This is a genomic window from Rhodocyclaceae bacterium (genome assembly GCA_020248265.1).
Taxonomy (GTDB): domain Bacteria; phylum Pseudomonadota; class Gammaproteobacteria; order Burkholderiales; family CAIKXV01; genus CAIKXV01.
Genome location: JADCHX010000004.1, coordinates 590,823 through 613,846, shown reverse-complemented (window position 1 = coordinate 613,846; position 23,024 = coordinate 590,823). Strand labels below are relative to the sequence as shown.

The 23,024-nt window shown below is 67.2% G+C and carries 22 protein-coding genes; 11 read left to right on the top strand and 11 right to left on the bottom strand.

Annotation, left to right across the window (positions count from 1 at the left end; all coding sequences use genetic code 11):
- Positions 1 to 112 precede the first annotated feature (112 nt).
- The 4 genes from ING98_06610 to ING98_06595 form a co-directional block, all read right to left on the bottom strand.
- On the bottom strand, positions 113 to 1,303 hold the full coding sequence (locus tag ING98_06610; GenBank protein MCA3101525.1) for a multidrug effflux MFS transporter: 1,191 nt from the start codon (positions 1,301 to 1,303) through the stop codon (positions 113 to 115).
- 83 nt (positions 1,304 to 1,386) lie between these two features.
- Entirely contained in the window at positions 1,387 to 1,851 is a 465-nt protein-coding gene (locus ING98_06605) for a RidA family protein (GenBank protein MCA3101524.1), read from the bottom strand.
- A gap of 84 nt (positions 1,852 to 1,935) precedes the next feature.
- Complete coding sequence (locus tag ING98_06600) at positions 1,936 to 3,531, bottom strand: YifB family Mg chelatase-like AAA ATPase (protein ID MCA3101523.1); 1,596 nt, start codon at positions 3,529 to 3,531, stop codon at positions 1,936 to 1,938.
- Between the two features lie 117 nt (positions 3,532 to 3,648).
- Positions 3,649 to 3,918, bottom strand: coding sequence for an accessory factor UbiK family protein (locus ING98_06595; GenBank protein MCA3101522.1), 270 nt, complete (start codon positions 3,916 to 3,918; stop codon positions 3,649 to 3,651).
- Positions 3,919 to 4,353: 435 nt separating this feature from the next.
- Between ING98_06595 and ING98_06590 the strand changes: the two genes are divergently transcribed.
- From ING98_06590 to ING98_06580, 3 genes are all read left to right on the top strand, one after another.
- Positions 4,354 to 5,139 carry a hypothetical protein gene (locus ING98_06590; protein MCA3101521.1) on the top strand — a complete coding sequence of 262 codons (786 nt, stop codon included), beginning with the start codon at positions 4,354 to 4,356 and terminating at the stop codon, positions 5,137 to 5,139.
- Positions 5,140 to 5,202: 63 nt separating this feature from the next.
- Positions 5,203 to 5,541 carry a P-II family nitrogen regulator gene (gene glnK / locus ING98_06585; GenBank protein ID MCA3101520.1) on the top strand — a complete coding sequence of 113 codons (339 nt, stop codon included), beginning with the start codon at positions 5,203 to 5,205 and terminating at the stop codon, positions 5,539 to 5,541.
- A gap of 37 nt (positions 5,542 to 5,578) precedes the next feature.
- Positions 5,579 to 7,093, top strand: a complete 1,515-nt coding sequence (locus ING98_06580) for an ammonium transporter (protein ID MCA3101519.1) — start codon at positions 5,579 to 5,581, stop codon at positions 7,091 to 7,093.
- Positions 7,094 to 7,160: 67 nt separating this feature from the next.
- Here the strand turns inward: ING98_06580 and ING98_06575 are convergent, their stop codons facing one another.
- Entirely contained in the window at positions 7,161 to 8,105 is a 945-nt protein-coding gene (locus ING98_06575) for a tripartite tricarboxylate transporter substrate binding protein (protein ID MCA3101518.1), read from the bottom strand.
- Positions 8,106 to 8,434: 329 nt separating this feature from the next.
- Between ING98_06575 and gshA the strand changes: the two genes are divergently transcribed.
- From gshA to metW, 7 genes are all read left to right on the top strand, one after another.
- Positions 8,435 to 9,742 carry a glutamate--cysteine ligase gene (gene gshA / locus ING98_06570; GenBank protein ID MCA3101517.1) on the top strand — a complete coding sequence of 436 codons (1,308 nt, stop codon included), beginning with the start codon at positions 8,435 to 8,437 and terminating at the stop codon, positions 9,740 to 9,742.
- A 31-nt stretch (positions 9,743 to 9,773) separates the two neighbouring features.
- Positions 9,774 to 10,766 carry a glutathione synthase gene (gshB, locus tag ING98_06565; protein MCA3101516.1) on the top strand — a complete coding sequence of 331 codons (993 nt, stop codon included), beginning with the start codon at positions 9,774 to 9,776 and terminating at the stop codon, positions 10,764 to 10,766.
- A complete protein-coding gene (locus ING98_06560) occupies positions 10,763 to 11,188 on the top strand; it encodes a PTS sugar transporter subunit IIA (GenBank protein ID MCA3101515.1) in 426 nt (141 codons plus the stop codon). Before gshB ends, ING98_06560 begins: the two co-directional genes overlap by 4 nt.
- On the top strand, positions 11,175 to 11,444 hold the full coding sequence (locus tag ING98_06555; protein ID MCA3101514.1) for an HPr family phosphocarrier protein: 270 nt from the start codon (positions 11,175 to 11,177) through the stop codon (positions 11,442 to 11,444). Before ING98_06560 ends, ING98_06555 begins: the two co-directional genes overlap by 14 nt.
- 110 nt (positions 11,445 to 11,554) lie before the next feature.
- Positions 11,555 to 13,279: a phosphoenolpyruvate--protein phosphotransferase gene (gene ptsP, locus ING98_06550; protein ID MCA3101513.1), complete on the top strand. Its 1,725-nt coding sequence runs from the start codon at positions 11,555 to 11,557 to the stop codon at positions 13,277 to 13,279.
- A gap of 209 nt (positions 13,280 to 13,488) precedes the next feature.
- Positions 13,489 to 14,646: a homoserine O-acetyltransferase gene (locus ING98_06545; GenBank protein MCA3101512.1), complete on the top strand. Its 1,158-nt coding sequence runs from the start codon at positions 13,489 to 13,491 to the stop codon at positions 14,644 to 14,646.
- Positions 14,643 to 15,239 (top strand): methionine biosynthesis protein MetW, encoded by a 597-nt coding sequence (gene metW / locus ING98_06540; GenBank protein MCA3101511.1) that lies wholly within the window; start codon positions 14,643 to 14,645, stop codon positions 15,237 to 15,239. The genes ING98_06545 and metW overlap by 4 nt, the downstream gene beginning before the upstream one ends.
- A gap of 41 nt (positions 15,240 to 15,280) precedes the next feature.
- Here the strand turns inward: metW and ING98_06535 are convergent, their stop codons facing one another.
- From ING98_06535 to ING98_06525, 3 genes are all read right to left on the bottom strand, one after another.
- Positions 15,281 to 16,528, bottom strand: a complete 1,248-nt coding sequence (locus ING98_06535; protein MCA3101510.1) for a VOC family protein — start codon at positions 16,526 to 16,528, stop codon at positions 15,281 to 15,283.
- A 12-nt stretch (positions 16,529 to 16,540) separates the two neighbouring features.
- Positions 16,541 to 17,455, bottom strand: coding sequence for a fumarylacetoacetate hydrolase family protein (locus ING98_06530; protein ID MCA3101509.1), 915 nt, complete (start codon positions 17,453 to 17,455; stop codon positions 16,541 to 16,543).
- 81 nt (positions 17,456 to 17,536) lie between these two features.
- Entirely contained in the window at positions 17,537 to 18,322 is a 786-nt protein-coding gene (locus ING98_06525) for a class II aldolase/adducin family protein (protein MCA3101508.1), read from the bottom strand.
- Positions 18,323 to 18,458: 136 nt separating this feature from the next.
- Between ING98_06525 and ING98_06520 the strand changes: the two genes are divergently transcribed.
- Positions 18,459 to 19,508: a tripartite tricarboxylate transporter substrate binding protein gene (locus tag ING98_06520; GenBank protein ID MCA3101507.1), complete on the top strand. Its 1,050-nt coding sequence runs from the start codon at positions 18,459 to 18,461 to the stop codon at positions 19,506 to 19,508.
- A 27-nt stretch (positions 19,509 to 19,535) separates the two neighbouring features.
- Here ING98_06520 and ING98_06515 read toward each other — a convergent pair whose 3' ends face one another.
- From ING98_06515 to xth, 3 genes are read right to left on the bottom strand one after another with little or no spacing between them, the layout of a single operon-like run.
- Positions 19,536 to 20,603, bottom strand: a complete 1,068-nt coding sequence (locus ING98_06515; protein ID MCA3101506.1) for a tripartite tricarboxylate transporter substrate binding protein — start codon at positions 20,601 to 20,603, stop codon at positions 19,536 to 19,538.
- Between the two features lie 48 nt (positions 20,604 to 20,651).
- Positions 20,652 to 22,136 (bottom strand): MFS transporter, encoded by a 1,485-nt coding sequence (locus tag ING98_06510; GenBank protein ID MCA3101505.1) that lies wholly within the window; start codon positions 22,134 to 22,136, stop codon positions 20,652 to 20,654.
- A 4-nt stretch (positions 22,137 to 22,140) separates the two neighbouring features.
- Entirely contained in the window at positions 22,141 to 22,917 is a 777-nt protein-coding gene (gene xth / locus ING98_06505) for an exodeoxyribonuclease III (protein MCA3101504.1), read from the bottom strand.
- Positions 22,918 to 23,024: the final 107 nt, after the last annotated feature.

Below are 23,024 nucleotides of genomic sequence, written 5' to 3'. Positions count from 1 at the left end.
GCCGCCGGTGCGGATGCACCTGCGGACAATCGAACCGCAGATGCTAGCACGCACCCTCGGGGCGGCGACCTGTCGGCGGCGTGCCGAGCCGCCTGCACATGTCACGCCGGCGTTACGATTTCAGGGTCGGATTGACCGGCGAGCCGGCATGGCGACGGGTCAGGCGCAGATAGTTGAGCCAGCAGGCTGCGCCCAGCACCATCGCGATACCGGCAGTGGCGGCAAGAGACAACTGCGTACCGGCAACCAGCGGCGAGATCAGCCCTGCGAGAAGCGCATTGCACATCGACTGGGTGAATCCCTGTACCGATGCGGCCATGCCACGGTTGCGCGGAAACAGGTCGAGGGCGAGCAGCGTCATGCTGGGCATCGCGAGCGCCATCCCGAGCGCATAGAGCATCAACGGCAGCACGGTCCACGGCACCGCTGGTGGGTACGCCAGGTGGTAGCCGATGCTCAGGCAGGCGGCCGTCGCCATCACCGCGAACCCGAGCAGCACCGTGCGCTCCGGGGTCGCCCGCCCGGCGAGTCGGCCGGACAGCCAGGCGCCGATCATCACCCCGCCGATTCCCGGTACGAACAGCCACGCGAAATCGGTGGCCGACAACCCCAGGTGCCGGTAGATCACCGCCGGCGCCGAGACCACGTAAATGAAGAAACCGGCGAAGTTGAACGCCACCGCGAGCGCAAGCATCGCGAAACGCACGCTACCGAATACCTGTGCGTAGCTGGCCACGAGCGGCGCTGCGCGGAATGGCTGGCGGTCGGTCTTCGGAAGGGTCTCGGGCAGCGTCCATGCGCAGCCTGCCCAGAGCAGCAACGAGAAGAATGTGAGAAATACGAAGATGGAGCGCCAGCCGAACGCGATGTCGAGCACGCCACCGATCACCGGTGCCACCGCGGGCGCGAGACTGAACAGCATCGTCACCTGCGACATCAGCCGCTGGGCCATCGGGCCGTCGTAAGTGTCGCGGATGATCGCCCGGCCGACGACGATGCCGGCCCCGGCGGACATGCCCTGCAGCGCCCGGCAGGCGAGCAGGGCCTCGATCGTGGGGGCGAGCGCGCAGCCGATCGATGCAGCCACGAACACGAGCAGGTTCACCAGGATCACCGGTCGGCGCCCGAACGAATCGGACAGTGCACCGTGGAACAGCGTCATGATCGCGAAACTGCCCATGTACGCGGACAGCGTCTGCTGGACGAGCAGTTCGCCCACTGCAAAGTCGCGCGCCATCGAAGGGAACGACGGCAGGTAGGTATCGATCGCGAATGGACCGATCGTCGCCAGCCCGGCCAGCAGCCAGGGCAGCAGTGCCCCATGCGTGCGTTGCTGCCCGCCCGACCGGTCACCTGCGGTCACTGGCACCGCCTTGCGGCCCGCGCTCAGCGAAAGGGTACCGCTGCAACCACGTCGACCTCGACCAGGAACTCCGGCTCGATCAGGCTGGATACGACCAGGGCCGTGTTGGCCGGCGGCGCATGCAGGTGGCCGAGCCGTTCGCCGCGCACGGCGCGCATCGCTTCGCGATTGCGGATGTCAGTCAGGTAGGTGGTCGTCTTGACGATATCGGCGAGCGTGGCCCCGGCGACGGCCAGCGCCACCTCGATGTTGTCGAACACCTTGTGCATCTGCGCGCGGAAGTCCTGGCTGGCCACCTTGTAGCCGGCGTCGGCCGGCGCCTGGCCGGACAGGTAGACCATTCGCGCATGGCGCACATCAACGACCTGCGTGAGGCGCGGTGCGCTCCACAGGTCGGACGAATCCAGGTAGCGCACCCGGAAGTCCGGATCGGCAGGATCGGTGCGGGCGAACTTCAGCGAAGCGCGTGGCGGCAGGTCTTCGTTCATCGGGGACTCGTGGCAGGATCGCGGGTTCGGGCAGGCAATGCCCCATGGCTCGAGGCTACCACCTGGGCCCCGAACCGCGCGCGCTCAGCCGCCGCGGTCGAATCGCCGCAACTGTATCGCCTCGGCCACGTGGGCAGCGACGATCGTATCCGCTTCGTCGAGGTCTGCGATCGTACGCGCCACCTTGCGAATGCGCTGGTAGGCACGCGCGGACAGCGAGAACCGATCGAGCGCCCGACGGATCAGCGCCAGGCCGGGCGCGTCCAGCGCGCAGTGACGGTCGAGTTCTCCCGGCTCGATCAGGGCGTTGGGCCTGCCCTGCCGCGTGAGCTGGGTATCCCGGGCGCGCGCCACCCGCGCCCTGACCGTCGCGCTCGATTCGCCAGGCTGTGCCTCGAGCAGATCGTGCTCGCGCACTGGAGGCACGTCGAGCGCGATATCGATCCGGTCGATCAGCGGCCCGGAAATCCGGCGCCGATAACGCTCGATCTGTTCGTGCCCGCACTGGCAGCGTCCGGACGGATGGCCGAGGTAGCCGCACGGACACGGGTTCATCGCGGCGACGAACTGGAAGCGCGCGGGAAACTCCGCGCGCCGGGCGGCACGCGACACCGTGATGCGGCCGCTCTCGAGCGGCTCGCGCAGGACCTCCAGCACCCGACGATCGAACTCGGTCAGTTCATCGAGGAACAGCACCCCATGCAACGCGAGCGAGATCTCCCCCGGCCGGGGCAGGCTGCCGCCGCCGACCAGCGCCGCCGCAGATGCGGTGTGGTGGGGTGCCCGGAACGGCCGGCGACGCCATCGGCGCAGGTCGAAGCCGCCCTCGGCAAGCGACTGCATCGCGGCGGACTCGAGCGCCTCGGCATCGGTCATCGAAGGCAGGATGCCCGGCAGGCGGGACGCAAGCATAGTCTTGCCGGTGCCCGGCGGGCCGACCAGCAGCAGGCTGTGCCCGCCAGCGGCCGCGATTTCGAGCGCCCGGCGGGCCTGCGGCTGCCCGGACACGTCGGCGAGGTCGGCGACGGTGTCGTCTGCACCCGCCGCCACCGCGTCCGGAGCGCAGTACAGCGGGCGCATCAGCGGTTCAAGCGGACGTTCGCCGGCCAGGTGGCGCACTACCGCGCAAAGGTCCGCCGCCGGCAGGACATGCGCACCGTCGACCAGCGCCGCCTCGCGCGCGCTGTCCTCGGGAAGCACGAAAGCCCGGCCTTCCCGCGCCGCGAACCAGGCCATCGCGAGCGCCCCGCGCACCGGCCGCAGATCGCCGGTCAGTGCAAGTTCACCGGCGAATTCGTGTGCATCGAGCCACGCGGACGCCGCCGCGGCCTGCCTGGGCCGACGCAGCTGGCCCGATGCCACCAGGATACCGATCGCGATCGGCAGGTCGAAGCGACCGCTTTCCTTGGGCAACTCGGCGGGCGCGAGATTGACGGTGATCCGCCGCGCCGGAAACTCGAAACCACTGTTGGCGATCGCAGCCCGCACCCGCTCGCGGGCTTCGCGTACCTCGGCTTCCGCGAGACCGACGAGCGCGAAGGACGGCAGGCCGTTCGCGAGGTGCACTTCGACGCGGACGGATGGCGCTTCCATGCCGAGCAGCGCCCGGCTGCGCAGCACCGCCACGGGGCTCGCGGCCGGGCGGGCAGGAGTGGCAGCGGGTGCGGGCAGTTCGTGCATGTCAGCCTGTCGCGGATCGATGCCCGCCGGACGACGGCCGGCGAGCGCAGTACAGGACCCCGGGTCCGGGCGTGTACCGGACCCGCAGGCACCAGGGGTTACGGCCCGTCCCGCTGCTCAGCCAGCGGAATCGACCGGCACGGGCGACCCACCGGCGGCACCGCGCTCCAGACCTGCCACCCGCGCCTCGAGTGCTTCGAGCTTTTCGCGGGTGCGTGCAAGCACGGCGGCCTGGACGTCGAACTCCTCGCGGGTGACGAGGTCCATCCGCTGCAATGCGGACCCGACCACCGCACGCACGTTCCGCTGGACATCCTGCGCCGGGCTGCTGGCGACCAGTTCACGCACGCGGCGCGACAGGTCATCAAGGGTATTCTGATTGATCATCGGCACGCTCCGGCAGTGTAGGTCTGGATGAGTCCAGACGACCGAGTGAAAGTATAGGCAAACCGCTCGCACCGGATCGCACCGGAAAACACTGTTGCCACAGCGATTCCGCGGCTGGCCTGGCAACTTCGTTGATCCGGTCGACTTGTTGCGCAGCCGCAACAGCCTGTCACTCAAACGACTGTTTGTTTGTTGAGGCCTCAAGAAACGGTGGAGACTGACGATGCAGATGACTGTTTCTGCGCGTCTTTTGCACTTGATCAGTGCGCGAAAGCCCATTCCCGCACCGACGCGGTGCAGAGAGCGCTCCGCGAGATGTCCTCCTGGCGGCAAGTCTCTGTATCAGCGATGTTTTTTTGCTGGCACAAAGTATGCTTCAAGTCGGGTGAGACATCGTTATGTTGTGAAATCGATACACCCTTGGAGGCTCCAAGAATGAACAAGTTCAACAAAACCCTGCTGACCGGTGCCGTTGCCGCCGCACTGGCAACACCCATGGCCGTGATGGCGCAGGCGAAGGCACCCGAATCTCCCCATACTTTCACCGGCAATGTCGGACTGTTCAGCCAGTACATCTTCCGTGGCCTTACGCAGACCGACCGCAAACCGGCGCTGCAGGGTGGCTTCGACTACAGCCACGCCAGCGGCTTCTACGCAGGCCTCTGGGGCTCGAACGTCAGCTGGTTGACGGATTCGACCGCCTACAACGGTGGCAGCTACTCGGTCGAGATCGATACCTACCTCGGCTTCAAGATGCCGGTCGGTGACCTCACGTTCGACGTCGGCTTCCTGCGCTACAACTTCCCGGGTCGCGTGCCGACCGCTGGCCTGTCGGCCGGCACGGCCAAGGCCGACACGAACGAACTGTACGCCGCCGTCACCTGGAAGTTCGCGACGCTGAAGTACTCGTACTCGCTGGGCGACACGTTCGGTATCGACAATGCACGCGGCAGCGACTACCTCGACCTGACCGCCACCCTGCCGATCAGTGACACCGGCTTCAGCCTGATCGGCCACGTCGGCCGCCAGACCTACGACGGTCCGAACAGCGCGAACGGCGCCTACACCGACTATCGCCTCGGCGTCACGAAGGAGTTCCTCGGGCTGAACTTCAGCCTGAACTACACGGATACCAACGCCAAGGACGCGTTTTACAACAACCGCTTCGGCCGCAACATCGGCAAGAGCGCATGGACCGTCGGCGTACAGAAGACTTTCTAAACACCAAACGTCGGGGGCCGGCCTCGCCGGCCCCCTTTTTTTGTCGGTCGAGGGGCACACACCATGAAATTTGTCACTGCCATCATCAAGCCGTTCAAGCTCGACGAAGTGCGGGAAGCCCTGTCAGCCATTGGCGTCCAGGGCATCACCGTCACCGAAGTCAAGGGTTTCGGACGACAGAAGGGCCATACCGAGTTGTATCGCGGCGCAGAGTACGTGGTCGACTTCCTGCCCAAGGTCAAGATCGAAGTCGCGATCAAGACGGACATGCTCGACCAGGTGATCGAAGCCATCGAAAAGTCCGCAAGCACCGGCAAGATCGGTGACGGCAAGATTTTCGTCTACGAACTCGAACAGGTCGTGCGTATCCGCACCGGGGAAACCGGCGCCGACGCCCTCTGACACGCCCTGCAATCTGTCAACAAGATCCGGAGATCGCATGAAGAAGCTGCTCGTGACCCTGCTAACTGCCGTCTCGCTCGCGTTCAGCGCGGGCGCGATCGCGCAGCCCGCGGCTGAACCGGCCAAGATGGAAGCGAAAGCCGAAGAGGCGAAGGTAGCGCCCGCACCTTCGGCCGCGCCAGCCGCCGAAGCGAAGAAGGCGGCGGATACGCCAGCCGCCGAAGCACCCAAGCCGCCGAACATCAACAAGGCCGACACCACGTTCATGTTCATCGCCACGGTGCTGGTGATCTTCATGATCATCCCCGGCCTCGCCCTGTTCTACGGTGGCCTGGTACGGCAGAAAAACATGCTGTCGGTGCTGATGCAGGTGTTCGTCACGTTCTCGATGATCGCCGTTCTCTGGGTGATCTACGGCTATTCGCTGGCTTTCACCGGCGGCGGCCAGATCGTGGGCGGTCTCGACAAGCTCTTCCTGTCGGGTGTGACCGATGCAACCGGGGCGGCAACCTTCAGCAAGGACGTCTACATTCCGGAATACCTGTTCGTGGTGTTCCAGCTCACCTTCGCGGCGATCACCCCTGCCCTGATCGTCGGCGCGTTCGCCGAGCGGATGAAGTTTTCCGCGGTGCTGCTGTTCCTGGCGATCTGGTTCACGTTCGCCTACCTGCCGATGGCTCACATGGTCTGGTACTGGGACGGCCCGGATGCGATCACCGACGAGAAGACGCTCGAGGCCGTCACCGCAGGCGCCGGTCTCCTGTGGGCCAAGGGTGCACTCGACTTCGCCGGCGGTACCGTGGTTCACATCAATGCGGCCGTCGCAGGCCTGGTCGCCGCATACATGATCGGCACGCGCATCGGATTCCGCCGTGAAGCGATGCCGCCACACAACCTGGTGTTCACGATGATCGGCGCATCGATGCTGTGGGTCGGCTGGTTCGGTTTCAACGTCGGCTCCAACCTGGAAGCCAACGGTGTCGCCGGCCTCGCCTTCGTCAACACGCTGGTCGCAGCGGCGGCAGCCGTGTTGTCCTGGATGTTTGCCGAGTGGATCGGCAAGGGCAAGCCGAGCATGCTGGGTGCCGCCTCCGGCGCCGTCGCCGGTCTGGTGGCGATCACCCCGGCCGCCGGGTTCGTCGGACCGATGGGCGCGATCATCATCGGGCTGGTCTCCGGCTTCCTGTGCCTCTGGGGTGTGTCCGGGCTGAAGCGGATGCTCGGCGCAGACGATGCGCTCGACGTGTTCGGCGTGCACGGCGTGGGTGGCATCGTCGGTGCCATCCTCACCGGCGTCTTCGCATCGCCCTCGCTTGGCGGCGCAGGCATCTGCGACTACATCAAGAACGTCTGCGGCCAGCCTCTGGCGGCCGGCATCGGCGGGCAGGTGTGGGTCCAGCTCCAGGGCGTGCTGATCGCGGTCGTTCTGTCGGCGGTGGTCACGTTCATCGCGCTGAAGATCGTCGACCTGATCGTCGGTATCCGGGTCACCGAAGAAGCGGAGCGCGAAGGTCTGGATGTCAGCTCGCACGGCGAGAAAGCGTACAACTGATCGCCTGCCTCGAATGAAAAACGGGCACCTTCGGGTGCCCGTTTTTTTTCGTCTGGCGGACGCCGCGTTACTCGGCCTTGATGCCGGCCTCGCGCACGACCTTGCCCCAGCGTGCGGTCTCCGCAACGATCAGCTTGCCGAACTCTGCCGGAGTACCTGGCGTGGCGACGGCGCCCTCGCCTTCCAGGCGCTTGAGCATGTCCGGATTGGCGAGCGCCGCATTGAGCTCCTTGTTGAGCCGCGCGATGATCGGCTGCGGCAGGGACGCCGGACCGACGACACCCCACCAGTTGATGGCTTCGTAACCGGGCAATCCAGCCTCGCTGATCGATGGCAGGTCGGGCAATGTCGCATTGCGCTTCAGGCTTCCGACGCCAAGCGGCTTCAGTCGGCCGGACCGGATGTGGCCCTGCATCTGGATCAGCGAGCCGATGGTCACCTGCGACTGGCCGGCGATCACGTCGGTCATCGCCGGGCCGCCGCCCTTGAACGGCACATGCGTCATCTCGATCTTCGCCATCCGGGTGAACAACTCGCCAGACAGGTGCTGGAACGAACCGATGCCGGCCGAAGCGAGGTTGAGCTTGCCCGGGTTCGCGCGCGCGTAGGCGATCAGTTCCTTCACCGAGTTCACCGGCAACTGCGGGTTGATCACCATCACGTTCGGACCGCTGCCGACCAGGGCAACCGGCGCGAACGACTTGATCGAGTCGTACGACAGCTTGTACAGCGCCGGGTTGAAGGCATGGGCGACCGAAACGATCAGCAGCGTGTAGCCATCGCCCGGCGCACGCGCGACCATTTCGGTACCGAGCACGCCACCCGCGCCGGCCCGGTTATCGATGATGAACGGCTGGCCGATCCGGTCCTGCAGTTGCTGCCCGACGAGGCGGCCGACGATGTCGTTGCTGCCGCCAGGCGCGAACGGGATCACCAGTCGCACCGGCTTGGCCGGGTAGTCGGCCGCACCGGCAGCGCCGGCCAGCGTGCCGAGAAGCAGCAGCGCCGGCATGCGGGCGCACGAGGCACTGCGGAGTACCGCCGTCGCACAGGCGTGGGGTTGCGGGGATGCAGCGCGAATGGCTGCGTTACCGGTCTGTCGCCGGTGCTTGACGATCGGGGTCACGGGATCCTCCAGTAGTGTCGGGACGGAAGTCTACTACCGCCCGGCACGGCTGGCTGCCACCTCAGTCAGGATCGCCCGCGCCTCGCGCGGCCCCGGACGCGCGAGGCGCGGGTAACCCGAGGGTCGGCTATCGGGCCGGCAGGCAGGGCGGACTGCGTGATCGGCTACACTGGCCGGCCACCAGACATGATTGTGCCCAGCCGATGTCGATGCCCATGCCGATTCCCGCCACGCCCGTCCCGAACCTGAAGACCGCGTTGTCCGGCCCGCTGCCCGATCTAGAGAAGCGCATCCTCGAATCGCAGCCGGCGATCGAGCACTGGTTCCGGAGCCAGTGGCAGGAGCACGCAAGCCCGTTCTACGGCTCGGTCGACCTGCGCAACAGCGGCTTCAAGCTGGCGCCGGTGGATACCAACCTGTTCCCCGGCGGGTTCAACAACCTGAACCCCGACTTCCTGCCGCTGTGCGTGCAGGCCACCCAGTCGGCGATCGAGAAGATCTGTCCGGATGCACGCGGCGTGCTGCTGGTACCGGAGAGCCACACCCGCAACCAGTTCTACCTGAAGAACGTAGCGGCACTGACCACCATACTGCGTGCGGCCGGGCTGATCGTTCGCATCGGCACGCTGCTGCCCGAAATCACCGCACCGACCGACATCGCGCTCGACGACGGACGCTCCATCACGCTGGAACCGCTGGTTCGCAAGGGCAACCGGCTGACAGTCGCCGGCTTCGACCCGTGCGTCGTACTGCTGAACAACGACCTGTCGGCCGGCGTGCCCGAGGTGCTCAAGGGGCTCGACCAGTGGGTGCTGCCGCCGCTGCAGGCCGGCTGGACCACACGCCGCAAGTCGCAGCATTTCGCACATTACGACACCGTCGCCAGGGAATTCGCGTCGCTGCTGCGGATCGATCCCTGGCTGATCAACCCGCTGTTCGAGCGCTGCGGCAAGATCAACTTCAAGGACAGGCAGGGCGAGGAATGCGTGGCCGGGTACGTGTCCGAGATGCTTGCAGACATCAAGGCCAAGTACCGGGAGTACGGCATCGACCAGGACCCCTTCGTGATCGTAAAGGCCGATGCCGGCACCTACGGCATGGGCATCATGACGGTGCGCGACGCAAGCGAGGTGCAGCAGCTGAACCGCAACCAGCGCAAGAAGATGGCGGTGGTGAAGGAGGGGCTGGAGGTGCACGAGGTGCTGGTGCAGGAAGGGGTGTACACGTTCGAGAATGTCGACGGTGCAGTGGCCGAGCCGGTCGTCTACATGATGGACCACTTCGTGGTCGGAGGCTTCTACCGGGTACACACCGAGCGCGGGCAGGACCAGAACCTGAACGCGCCCGGCATGAGTTTCGTGCCGCTCGCGTTCAAGACGCCCTGCTCGATCCCCGACCCGGGCGCCGCACCGGATGCCGCCCCGAACCGTTTCTATGCCTACGGCGTGATCGCCCGGCTGGCACTGCTCGCCGCCGCGCGCGAGATCGAGACGCTTACCGCAGCGCCGCAGCAGGAGATGTGACCGCGAGCGTGTTCCCGATTACCATGTCGGCATGAAACTGCTGGTGATCGCCGACCCGCTGGCGACCTTCAAGACGTACAAGGACTCGACCTTCGCGATGATGCGCGAGGCCGCGCGCCGCGGGCACGACCTGTTCGCGATGGAAGCGCGCGAGATGATCGTGCGCGGGGGCGCGGTGTCCGGTTTCGCCGCCGCCGTCTCCCTGAAGGCGCCCGGTGCCGATCCGTGCGACTGGTTCGAGGCTTCGGCGCAGGCATTCATGCCGCTGTCGGATTTCGACGTCGTGCTGATGCGCAAGGACCCTCCGTTCGACAACGAGTACCTGTACGCGACCCACCTGCTGGAACTGGCCGCTCGCCAGGGCGCACGGGTAGTCAACGACCCGCGCACCATCCGCGACTTCAACGAGAAGCTGGCCGTGGCCCGCTTCCCGCAGTTCGCCCCGCCGACGCTGGTGACCAGCCTCGAGCCGGTGCTGCGCGAGTTCCTCGCCGAGCATGGCGATGCGATCTTCAAGCCGCTCGACGGCATGGGCGGCAGCGGCGTTTTCCGGGTGCGTACCGACGACCCGAACATCGGCGTGATCATCGAAACGATCACCGACCACGGGCGGCGCACGGTCATGGCACAGCGCTACCTGCCGGAGATCCGCGACGGCGACAAGCGCGTGCTGCTGATCGACGGCGCGCCGGCGCCTTACGCACTGGCGCGGATACCGAAGGCGGGCGAGACACGCGGCAACCTGGCGGCTGGTGGCACCGGCGTCGCCCGCCCGCTGACCGCGCGCGACCGCGAGATCGGGGAGACCGTCGGACCGGTGCTGCGCGACCTCGGGCTGACCCTCGTCGGCCTGGACGTGATCGGCACCCACCTGACCGAGATCAACGTGACCAGCCCGACCGGCATGCAGGAAATCGCTCGGCAGACCCCGTGCGATCCGGCCGCGCTGATGATCGATGCGCTGGAGCGGCTGGCTGCGCTTCCCGCCACCGGCTCCGACGCGACCAACGGAGCGGACCGGTGATCGGCATCCTGATCATCGCGCACGGCACGCTCGCCGAGAGCCTGATCCATTGCGCGAGCCACGTGCTCGGCAAGCGGCCGATGCGCGTGCGGCAACTGGGCGTGACCATCCATGACGACCCGGTGGCGATCCTGCCGCAGGCGCAGGATCTCGTCACCCACCTCGACGACGGCAACGGCGTGCTGATCCTCACCGACATCTACGGGGCGACACCGTGCAACCTCGCCTCCAGGCTGCTGCAACCGGGGCGGGTCGAGGGCATCGCGGGGGTTAACCTTCCGATGCTGATCCGTGCGCTCACCTATCGCGACCAGACGCTGGAAAAGATGCTTGCCAAGGCGATCAGCGGCGGCTGCGAAGGGGTGGTACGCATGCCGCAGCAGCCGGAACAGGGAACAGGACAGACCGATGCTCCGCACTGAAGTCGACATCGTCAACAAGCTCGGGCTGCATGCGCGCGCCTCTGCCAAGCTCACCCAGCTCGCGGGCCAGTTCAAGTGCGAGGTCTGGCTGACGCGCGACGCCCGCCGCGTGAATGCGAAGAGCATCATGGGCGTGATGATGCTGGCTGCCGCACGCGGCGTGCGTATCGGCATCGAGACCGAAGGCCCGGACGAGGCTGAAGCGTCTGCAGCGCTGGCCGCGCTGGTCGCCGACCGGTTCGGCGAAGGCGAGTGACCGCGACGATGGCCCGCGCCGGACATCCGCTGGCGCCCGCCAGCCGCGCGGGCGGTACGGCGGCCGATGGATCGGCCGCAGCAGACGCTGCAGCCGCGCGTTCGATGCGCATGAGCTTCACGATGCATGGCATCGGCGCTTCGGACGGCATCGCGATCGGGCCGGCGCACCTGGTGTCCTATGCGACGCTGGAGGTTGCGCAGTACCTGGTCCCGGCCGGCGAACTGAGGAACGAGCGCCAGCGCTTTGCCGCCGCGCTCGCCAGCGTACGCGACGAACTGACGCAGCTTCGCGGCAGCATACCGGCTGCAGCGCCAGCGGAGTTCGGCGCGTTCATTGACGTGCACCAGATGATCCTGGCCGACTCGACGCTGTCGCAGGGACCGCTAGACCTGATCGACAGCCAGCAGTGCAATGCCGAGTGGGCACTGAAGCTGCAGCTCGACCTGCTGCTCGACCAGTTCGATACCATCGACGATCCCTACCTGCGCGAGCGCAAGGGCGATGTCCTGCAGGTCGTCGAGCGGGTGATGAAGGTTTTGGCCGGCAAGCCCGGCTACATCCCCCGTGCGCTTCCCGGCAGTGCACGCGCGATCCTGGTCGCGCACGACCTGTCGCCGGCGGACATGATCCAGTTCAAGCAGCTGCCGTTCGCCGGTTTCCTGACCGACCTCGGAGGCTCCACCTCGCATACCGCGATCGTCGCGCGCAGCCTGAACATACCGGCCATCGTCGCGCTGCACCGCGCGCGCGCGCTGATCCGCGAGAACGACCAGCTGATCATCGACGGTACGATGGGCGTGGTGATCGTCAATCCCGATCCCGCCGTGCTGTCGGAGTACCGGCTGCGCCAGAAAGCGCTCGGCATCGAACGCGCCAAGCTGCAGCGGCTGGCAACCAGGCCTGCATCGACCATCGACGGCAGTACGATCGAGCTGCTCGGCAACATCGAAGGACCGGACGATGTCGCTGAAGTCCGGTCCAATGGCGGCATGGGCGTCGGCCTGTTTCGCACCGAGTTCCTGTTCATGAACCGCGACGAGCTGCCGGACGAAGACGAGCAGTTCGAAGCGTACCGGGCGGTTGCCAGGGCGATGGACGGGCTGCCGGTGACCATCCGCACGCTCGATATCGGTGCCGACAAGACACTGCGCGGCTCTGAACGCGCATCGGCGAACCCGGCGCTCGGACTACGCGCCATCCGGCTGTGCCTGGCCGACCCGCCGCTGTTCCATACCCAGTTGCGCGCGCTGCTGCGCGCATCGGCATTCGGCACGCTGAACATCCTGGTGCCGATGCTGTCGACGAAACACGAACTCGCGCAGACGCTGGCCTCGGTGGCCCGCGCGCGAGCGAGCCTGGTCGATGACGGCATCGCGTTCGCGCCCAGGGTCGCGATCGGCGGCATGGTCGAGATCCCGGCCACCGCGATCGCCCTGGACGTGTTCCTGAAGCACCTCGACTTTCTGTCCATCGGCACCAACGATCTCATCCAGTACACGCTGGCGATAGACCGTACCGACGACGCGGTCGCCCACCTGTACGACCCGCTGCACCCGGCGGTAATCTCGCTGATCGCGAGCGTCGCCGAGCGCGCGAACCGTGCGAAGGTGCCGATCGCGGTGTGCGGCGAGATGGCCGGTGACGTCGATCTCACGCGTCTGCTGATCGGGCTCGGCCTGCGCCAGCTGTCGATGCACCCGGCCTTTCTGCTGGAGGTGAAGCAGCGCATCCTGAAGACGCAGCTGTCGGACATCTCGTCAATGGCGCGCCGGATCGCCCGCACCCGCGATCCCGACCGTATCCGCAGGCTGGTCGAACGGCTGAACGCATGAACCGGCACCGGGGCGTTTGACAGCTGCCCGCGTCCGGGGTTACCGTGCATCCTGTCATCACGCGCCGATTTGAATTCAGCTTGCGGGCGCGCTAGAAATGCGGCTAAAGAGAAATGAAGATTTCTCCGCCCCGGCCTGCGCAAGCACACCGGGGCTTTTTCGTTCGGGGGCGGCGCCTGCCGCCCGCACTCCAGCTTCCCGCCTGCCGCATGGATACCTCCACCCCGGCCCGATCGGTCGGTGCCGTCACACCGAAGCACGCGACGTTCAGCGAGCCGCTGCCGCTGCGCTGCGGCCGTTCGATCGCATCCTACGAACTGGTCTACGAGACCTACGGTCAACTGAACGCCGACCGCTCGAATGCGATCCTCGTCTGCCATGCGCTGAATGCATCGCATCATGTCGCGGGCTTCTACGCCGACGATCCGGAGAACATCGGCTGGTGGGACAACATCATCGGGCCAGGCAAGCCGATCGATACCGACCGCTTCTTCGTGATCGGCGTGAACAACCTCGGCGGCTGCTTCGGATCGACCGGCCCGATGAGCATCGATCCGTCGACAGGGCGTCCGTACGGCGCGAGCTTTCCGCTGGTCACCGTCGAGGACTGGGTCGCCGCGCAGGCGCGGCTGGCCGACCACCTCGGCATCGAGCGCTTCGCTGCGGTCATGGGTGGCAGCCTCGGCGCGATGCAGTCGCTGTCGTGGACGCGCCAGTTCCCCGACCGCCTGCGCCATGCGCTGGTCATCGCCTGCGCACCGAACCTGTCCGCGCAGAACATCGCCTTCAACGAGGTCGCGCGCCAGGCGATCCTCACCGACCCGGAGTTCCACGGCGGCGACTACTACGCGCACGGCGCGACGCCGGTGCGCGGGCTGCGCGTGGCGCGCATGGTCGGGCACATCACCTACCTGTCCGACGATGCGATGGCCAGCAAGTTCGGACGCCAGTTGCGCCACGGCAGCATCGGCTATGGCTTCGAACCCGAGTTCCAGATCGAGTCCTACCTCCGCTACCAGGGCGGCAAGTTCGCCGAGTATTTCGACGCCAATACCTACCTGCGCATCACCAAGGCGCTCGACTACTTCGACCCCGCATCGGAGTGCGGCGGCGACCTGTCGAAGGCAATGGCCGCCGCACGGGCCGGCTTTCTCGTCGTCTCGTTCACTACCGACTGGCGCTTCGCGCCCGAGCGCTCGCGCGAGATCGTGCAGGCGCTGCTGCGCAACCAGCTCGACGTGACCTATGGCGAGATCGACGCGCCGCACGGCCACGATGCCTTCCTGCTGGATGACCCACGCTACCACGCGCTTGTGCGCGCCTATGTCGATCGCATCCATGCCGAGATCACCGGGGGCGCGCGATGAAGGGCCCGCGCGCCGACTTCGCGGTGATCGCCGGGCGCATCGGCCGCGGCGCGAAGGTGCTCGACCTCGGTTGCGGCGACGGCTCGCTGCTGCGCCACCTGCGCGAGTCGCTGGACGTGCGCGGCTACGGTATCGAGATCGACGACGCGAAGATCCCGGCCTGCGTGAAGAACGGCATCAACGTGCTGCAGATGGACCTCGAGTCGGGCCTGTCCGGGTTCGATCCGGGGTCGTTCGACTACGTGGTGCTGTCCCTCACGCTGCAGGCGATGAAGAACAGCGAACGCATCCTGTCTGAGATGCTGCGCGTCGGCCGCGAGGGCATCGTGTCGTTCCCGAACTTCGGCTACTGGCGCAACCGTATCCAGCTCGCCATGGGCCGCATGCCGGTGAACGACGAATTCCCGCACCACTGGTACGACACGCCGAACATCCACCTGTGCACGATGACCGACTTCGAGGCGTTCTGCGCGCAGCACCGGATCCGCATCCTGGAGCGGATCGCACTGCACGAGGGGCGTGAGGTCACCGCGCTGCCCAACCTGCGCGGGTCGCTAGTCGTGTACCGCTTCGGCAGCGGCGGCGGCGGCTGATCGCCGCGCGGCGCAGAGGCGATGCGCCCGCGCACGACGCTTCAGCCCCAGGGGCCCGGGAACGCCTCGCCCATGTAGACATCGGGCGTCGGCTCGACAACCGCCGGCCATTGCCCGTACGGCGGCAAGATTCGCTGCGCGCGCGGCGACGCAAGGCCGCCACGTCCGACCTGCTCCATCGAGAAGTAGAGCTGCACGCCATGGCCTGCCGGGTCGAGCGCCATGGCGAACCAGTCGATTCCGGGGCTCAGGGCCGCCGGCAGGTCGACGAAGCGGCAGCCCCGATCTTCCAGCCAGGCGATGGCTGCCTTCAGCTGGCGATAGGTCGCCACCTGCATCCCGAAGCTCAGGACGGTCGACGGGCCCGGCCATCCCAGCGCATCGCGCACGGCAGCCGGGTACAGCGCCAGCGAATGGTGTTCGGTATTGCAGCGCAGGAACAGGCAGCGATGGCCCTGCCACTCGACGGCTTCGGTCAGGATGAAGCCGAGCCTCTCGACATAGAAAGTCGCCATCGCGTCGATGTCGTTGCAGAACAGGCGCAGGGGCCCGTGCCGCACGATCTTGAACGGGCGTGCGAGCAGCACGCCGTCGACATCGTGCACGGCCGGCAGCGCCTCTGGATGCCGGTACCCGGACGACGGATCGATGCCCTGGGCGAGCATCCGCTCGACCTCGGCGAGTTCACCGACCTGCGGCAGGGTCGGGCGCTGACGGAAGCCGCGCTCGTGCATCGCGCGCGGCTTGGCGGTCCCCGCCCAGCCGATCTGCTCGATGCCGTAATAGAGCTCGTTGCGATGTCCTTCCGGGTCCATCGGGTACACGTGCCAGTTCGAGCCCGGCATGTCCCGACCAACGCGGTTGATCGCGATGCCATGCCCGGCGAAGTAGTCGATCGCATTCGACACTTCGGCAAGGCTCCCCACCTGCCATGTGAGCTGGTTCAGGTCGACCGCGGGCGGCAGCGCATCTGCGCGGCCCAGCGCGTTGAACACCCGCCGGTTGAACAACACGAATGAATGATGGTCGGTGCCGTGGCGGATGAAGTACAGGTTCGTGTCGCCGAGAGCCTTGAGTTCGTCGCGCTTGGGATGGTTCGCCGCGAGGTCCTGCGGATCGGAGATGCGCAGGCCCAGCCATTCGCAATAGAACTCCAGGCACGCGGCGATGTCATCGACGTTGTAGCCGAAGTGCCCCAGCCGGCGAATGCGGAACGGCCGGTCGAGCAGCACGCCGCCGACATCGTAGCGACGATCCGCCTGCGTATCCGAGATCCCCGCGTCGGCCATCGGCGCCGCAGCCTACTCGCCCTGCACCACGGGATTGTCGATCGTCCCGATACCGGAGATCGTCACCCGCACCCGGTCGCCAGGCTTGAGGAAGATGCCGCGCGGGCGCCCGACGCCCGACGGCGTCCCGGTCGCGATCACGTCCCCGGGCAGCAGTGTCATCCGGCGGCTCAGGTATTCGATGAGTTCGGCGACGTTGAAGATCAGGTCGGCGACGAGCGTGTCCTGCATCCGCTCCTGGTTGACCCAGGTCTCCAGCCGACAGGCGTACGGGTCGGGCACCTGGGATGCAGGCACGATCCACGGCCCCATCGGCGCGCCGGTCTCGAAGTTCTTGTGGCCGAACCAGTCGATGTTCCAGCGCGGCCAGTCGGGACGGCGCGACAGGTCGCGCAGCGAGACGTCGTTCATCACGGTGTAGCCGGCCACGTACTTCATCGCATCGGCGAGCGCGACGTTGCGCGCGCGCCGGCCGATCACCACCGCGAACTCGCCCTCCCAGTCGACCTTCTTCGAGATCGCCGGCAGGCGGATCTCGTCCTTCGGCCCGACCACGCAGTGCGGGCCCGACTTCAGGAACAGGTAGGGCTGGGTGTTCGCCTTGTCGACGCCAGCGCCTTCGGCGGACATCTCGCCGGCATGGGCCTGGTAGTTCGCGCCGGTGCAGTAGATCGCCGGCGGGTACAGCAGCGGCGCCATCAGTTCGACCGAAGACAGCGGGCGCGAGGCAACCCCGGATGCGCCGGCGAGCGCCGCCAGCGCGGGCTCGGCGATGTCCCAGGCGCCGAGCACCGAGAGCGTCGACGCGGCCCAGGACGTGCCCGGCAGCGCATCGAGCAGGTCGATCACACGGTCATCATCGGCCAGGATGGCCGCGCGCGGCGTGCCGTCGGCACCGCGCTGATTCAGCAACTTGAACTGCGCCAAGATTCCTCCTGTCGCGGGCAGTACCGGGCTCGCCCCGGCGCCCGCATCGTCGTGGATGCGAACCGACCTGCCGGTGGGCGGTCAGCTGCGGTAGTCGGGGTGGTGCTTCTCGACCAGGGCCATGCTGGCTACCCAGTCGCGGCTCTTCGAATCGTAGGCACCGATGCGTCCGAACTTGCGCGCCCGCTCGACGCAGGTCTCGTGCGACGGCACCTTGAGCTTCACTCCGCCGGCGAGCGCGCCGATCTGCGCGCGGCAGGCCAGTTCGAAGAAGTGATGATAGATGTACGCCTCGGCGATGGTCGTGCCACAGACCAGCGCACCGTGGTTCTCGAGAATCATCACCCACTTGTCGCCAAGCGCCTTCGCCATGAAGTCGGTGCCCTCGCGCGTGGTGTCGTCGACCTCGTTCGGATAATAGGCGATGCGTTCGTAGAAGCGCATCGCCTGCTGCGTCAGCGGCAGCAGCCCGTCGGCCTGCGCCGACACCGCGAGGTTCGCCGGCGAATGCGTATGCACCGCGGACATGATCTCGGGGCGCGCCGACAGCACCGAGGCATGCACGTTGTAGGCGGCAGGGCTGGCCTTCCATGCCGAGGGCGCCACCTGCCGGCCGGACAGGTCGTACTTCACCAGGTTGGATGCGGTGACCTGCTCCATGAACACGTTGTCGGCCTTGACCAGGAAGTGCTCAGGGTTGTCCGGACAGCGCGCCGAGATGTGGTTGTAGGTCATGTCGACGAACGTGAAATGCGCGACCAGGCGGTGCGCGGCTGCGAGTTCGCAACGCAGCGTCCACTCGGCGGGGCTGACCGAGCCCTGCAGGCTGCTGCCTGGCGAGGCGGCGGTGTCGTTCGTATCGGGCATGGGGCGGCTCGGCTGGGGTGCAGGTGCGGCTGCAGGGTGCGGCAATGCAGGCATGCAGGGATCTGCATGATGCGTCAAACTTACCCGCAGCCGAGGTTGCCGTCAAAAGGGCCCGGCCATCCGGAGGACCAGAACCGTGTCGAACCCATGCACCGCGCCGGGCAGCCATCGTGCCGCGCGCTCTCGCGTCGCGCCGTGGCGGCGCACGTCCGCCCTTTCGTTGCAGATTGCCGCGGCCTGCAGCGCCGCCCTCTGCGTCGCCACCGCTTCGGCGCAGACCACACCCGGCACCGCCTGGCCGTCGCGGCCGATCCGCCTGATCGTGCCCAACGCACCGGCGGGCCTGGCCGACATCACCGCACGGCTGGTCGGCACGCGGCTGGGCGAGGCCCTGGGCCAGCCGCTGATCGTCGAGAACCGCGCCGGTGCCGGCGGCACCATCGGCACGGCCGCCGCGGTGAAGGCCGCTCCCGATGGCTACACGCTGCTTGCCGTGTTCGACAGCCATGCCACCAATCCGCACCTGTTCAAGAGCATCGCCTACGACACCGTGAACGACCTGGCACCGATCTCGCTGCTGGTGCGTGGGCCGCTGGTGCTGGTGGTGCATCCGGCGGTACCGGCGAAGAGCGTGAAGGACCTGCTGGCGCTGGCGCGTGCGAAGCCGGGTGCGCTGAACAATGCGATCGTCGGGCCGGGCTCGCCGGCGCGGCTGCTGGTGGAACTGCTCGAGCTCACCGCGAAGGTCGAAGTCACCCAGGTCCCGTACAAGGGCGCATCGGGCGCGCTGGCCGACCTGATCGGCGGCCAGGTGGATGCGATGTTCGCGACCGTGCCCAGCATCTCCGGCCACTGGAAGGCGGGCAAGCTGCGCGCGATCGCGGTGACATCCGAGAAGCGCAGCCCGGCGCTGCCCGGGGTGCCGACGATGAACGAGACGCTGCCCGGCTTCGAGGCTGAGTCATGGGTCGCACTGCTCGCACCGGCACGGACCCCGGCCGAGATCATCGCCCGCGTGCACGCCGAGACGGTGAAGATCCTCGCCCAGCCCGAGATGCGCGAGCGGCTCGGCGAGCAGGGCCTGGAAGCGGTGGGCAGCACGCCGGCCCAGGCAGACAAGTGGATCCGCACCCAGATCGAACGCTGGGGCCGGGTGATCCGCGAGCAGAAGATCGTGATCGAGTGAGCCCCGGTACCGCCCTGTGCGCCGCGCTCAGGGCGGGTTGATCCCCGCGCGCTTCGCCACCGCAGCGATCACGGCAAGCTGCTCCCGGATGAAGCGGTCGAACGCCTGCGGCGTCCCGGCCACGGGCTCGGCCCCCAGCGCACGCATGCGCGCGATGATGTCCGGCAGCGCGAGCGCGCGCACGATCTCGGCGTTGAGGCGATCTATCACCGGGCGCGGCGTCTTCGCCGGCGCCAGCATGCCGCCCCAGGAGTCGAAGTCGAAGCCGGGGATGGTCTCGGCGATGGTCGGCAGTTCGGGATGGGTACCCACCCGTTTCGCGGTCGATACGGCGATCGGGCGCAGTTTGCCGTCCTTGACCATGGTCATCGCGCTCGACAGCGGCGCCATGAAGAACTGCACCCGTCCCGCGATGGTGTCGGTGAGCGCCTCGGGAATGCCCTTGTAGGGCACATGCACCGCGTCGATCTTCGCCGCTTCCTTGAACATCTCGGCAGCGAAGTGCGTGCCGCTGCCGGTGCCTGCGGAACTGTAGTTGAGCTGGCCCGGCTTCGCCTGCGCCAGCGCCACCACCTCGCGGACCGAAGTCGCGGGCAGTGAATTGGGCACCACCAGCAGGTAGGCACTGGTGAACATCTGGGTGATGCCGGCGAAATCGCGCACCGTGTCGTAGGTGACCCGAGCCACGGACGGCTGGATCACGTGGGCGCCCGAGACCGCGAGCAGCGTGTGCCCGTCGGGCACCGCATCGGCCACCAGCTTCGCACCGATGGTGCCGCCCGCGCCGGGCCGGTTGTCGACGAGCACGTTCTGACCGAGCACGTCGGTGAGCCGGCTGGCGATAAGGCGCGAGAAGATATCGGGCTGCCCCCCGGGCGTGAAGCCGATGATGATGCGGATCGGCCGCGTGGGGAAGTCGGCAGCGGCACGACTCTGCGCGCCTGCCGCGATGGGGGCGAGGACCATCGCCGCACCGGCCAGCACGACGGCCGCTCGCGCGGCCTTGCCCGGGACCCGGCATGGAACACGCCCCGGCAGGCTCGAAGTGACCGTCGTGCAGGCACGCCGGTCGCGGTAACTGGGCAGCAGCTTCATCCACTCCTCCTCAATGGACCGGTGCTCCGGCCATTCGTGTGCCCGAGACTACATCACCGCCGCGGCGGTCGCAGCGCCCGGCGGTGCCGATGGCGGCGGCTTCGCGACCCGGCCAGCGAGCCATACCAGCGCCAGCACTGGCAGGCCGAGCAGCGCGGTGCCGGTGAAGAACCAGCCATAACCGACCTGATCGACCGCCCAGCCCGAGAAGCCGGCGAGGAACTTCGGCAACAGCAGCATGATGGACGTGAACAGCGCGTACTGGGTGGCCGAGTAGGAGACGTTGGTCAGACCGGACAGGTAGGCAATGAATGCCGAGGAGGCGATGCCGGCGGACAGGTTGTCGGCCGAGACGATCCAGATCAGCGCGTTCAGGTCATGGCCACGTCCGGCCAGCCATGCGAACAGCAGGTTGGTCAGCGCGGACAGCACCGCGCCCAGGAAAAGTACACGCGTGACGCCAAGCTTCATCGCCATCACGCCGCCGAGGCCGACGCCGGCAAGCGTCATGATCAGCCCGTACACCTTCGACACGGCAGCCACCTCGTCCTTGGTGAAGCCCATGTCGCGGTAGAACGGATTGGCCATCACGCCCATCACCACGTCGGAGATGCGGTAGACCGAGATCAGCGCGAGGATAAGCAACGCATGCCAGCGGTAGCGCACGACGAAGTCGACGAACGGATTCACCGCCGCGCCGTGCAGCCAGGCAGCGAAACGTGCCAGCCAGCGCGGCAGGCGCAGTGCCAGGCGCTCGGCCATCGCATGCTCGGCTTCGGCTGCACCGGGCAAGGGCCGAACGGCGGGCTCGGGCGACAGCAGCACGGTCACGACGCCGATCAGCATCGACGCAGCCATCACCAGGTAGGCGACCATCCACGGTGCCTGCTCGTAGGTCGCCTCGCTCGGATCGAACCGTGCAGCCACCCAGAGCACGCCGGCACCGGCCCAGATCATCGCCAGCCGGTACCCGGTCTGGTAGGCCGCCGCCATCGCCGCCTGCCGCTCGACGCCGGCCGATTCGATGCGGAACGCATCGAGCGCGATGTCCTGGGTGGCGGACGCGAATGCGAGCAGCAGCGCGAACAGGATCAGCGGCTGCAGCGCCTGCTGCGGGTCCGACATCGCCATGCCACACAGTGCAGCGATGATCGTGGCCTGCGCCAGCAGCAGCCAGCTGCGCCGGCGTCCCAGGCGGCGCGTGAGCAGCGGGATCGGCAGCCGGTCCACCAGCGGGGCCCATGCCCACTTGAACGCATAGGCGAGCGCGACCCAGCTGAGAAAGCCGATCGTCGTGCGGTCGATGCCCGCCTCACGCAGCCAGAACGACAGCGTGCCGAACACCAGCAGCAGCGGCAGGCCGGCCGAGAAGCCGAGCAGAAGCATCCGCGCGACCGGTGGCTCGCCGTAGACCCTGGCTGCATCGATCCATCCGCGCCAGCCCGGACGTGGCAACTGCTGGGATGAAGCCGCCGGCAACGAAGCGGGGCCGACCGCGCCCACCGCCCCTCCGGTGCGTCCAGCCTCGCTCATCGCGTCACCATTCGAGGTCGTAGTCGATGGTCAGCGGCGCATGGTCGGAGAAGCGCTGTTCCTTGTAGATCGATGCACGCACCGCGGACTGCGCGACCCCGGGCGTGGCGATCTGGTAATCGATGCGCCAGCCGACGTTCTTCGCCCAGGATTGCCCGCGGTTGGACCACCATGTGTACTGCTCCGGGCGATCGTCGACCCTGCGGAACACGTCCACCCAGCCATGCTGATCGAAGACTTGACTCAGCCATGCACGTTCTTCCGGAAGGAAACCGGAATTCTTCTGGTTACTGCGCCAGTTCTTCAGGTCGATCGCCTGGTGCGCGATGTTCCAGTCGCCGCACAGGATGAACTGGCGCTGCTCGGCGCGCAGCCTCAGCAGCACCGGCATGAACTGCGCAAGGAACGAGAACTTCGCGGCCTGCCGGTGCGGTCCGGCCGACCCGGACGGCAGGTACACCGACACGATGGAGAGATCGCCGTAATCGCAGCGCAGGAAACGGCCTTCGCAGTCGATCTCGGGAACGCCCAACCCTTCGATGACACGATCGGGCGGACGACGTGAATAGATCGCCACACCGCTGTAGCCGCGCTTCTGCGCGCAGTGGAACGCCGCGGACCACCCATTCGGCGCGGTCAGACCTGCGTCGAGATCGCACACCTGCGCCTTCACCTCCTGCAGGCAGACGATGTCGGCGCGGCTGTGCGGCATCCATTCGAAGAAGCCCTTGGCGGCGGCGGAGCGGATTCCGTTGACGTTGGCAGTAGTCAGGCGAAGCATGAGATCATGAACGGAGACGGGGGCTGCGGAAAAGTGTGCATCTGCAGACTGCGGCAGGCACCTTCGGCACGAAATTCGCTAAGGATCCGGTCCGTGCGGGTCGCGAA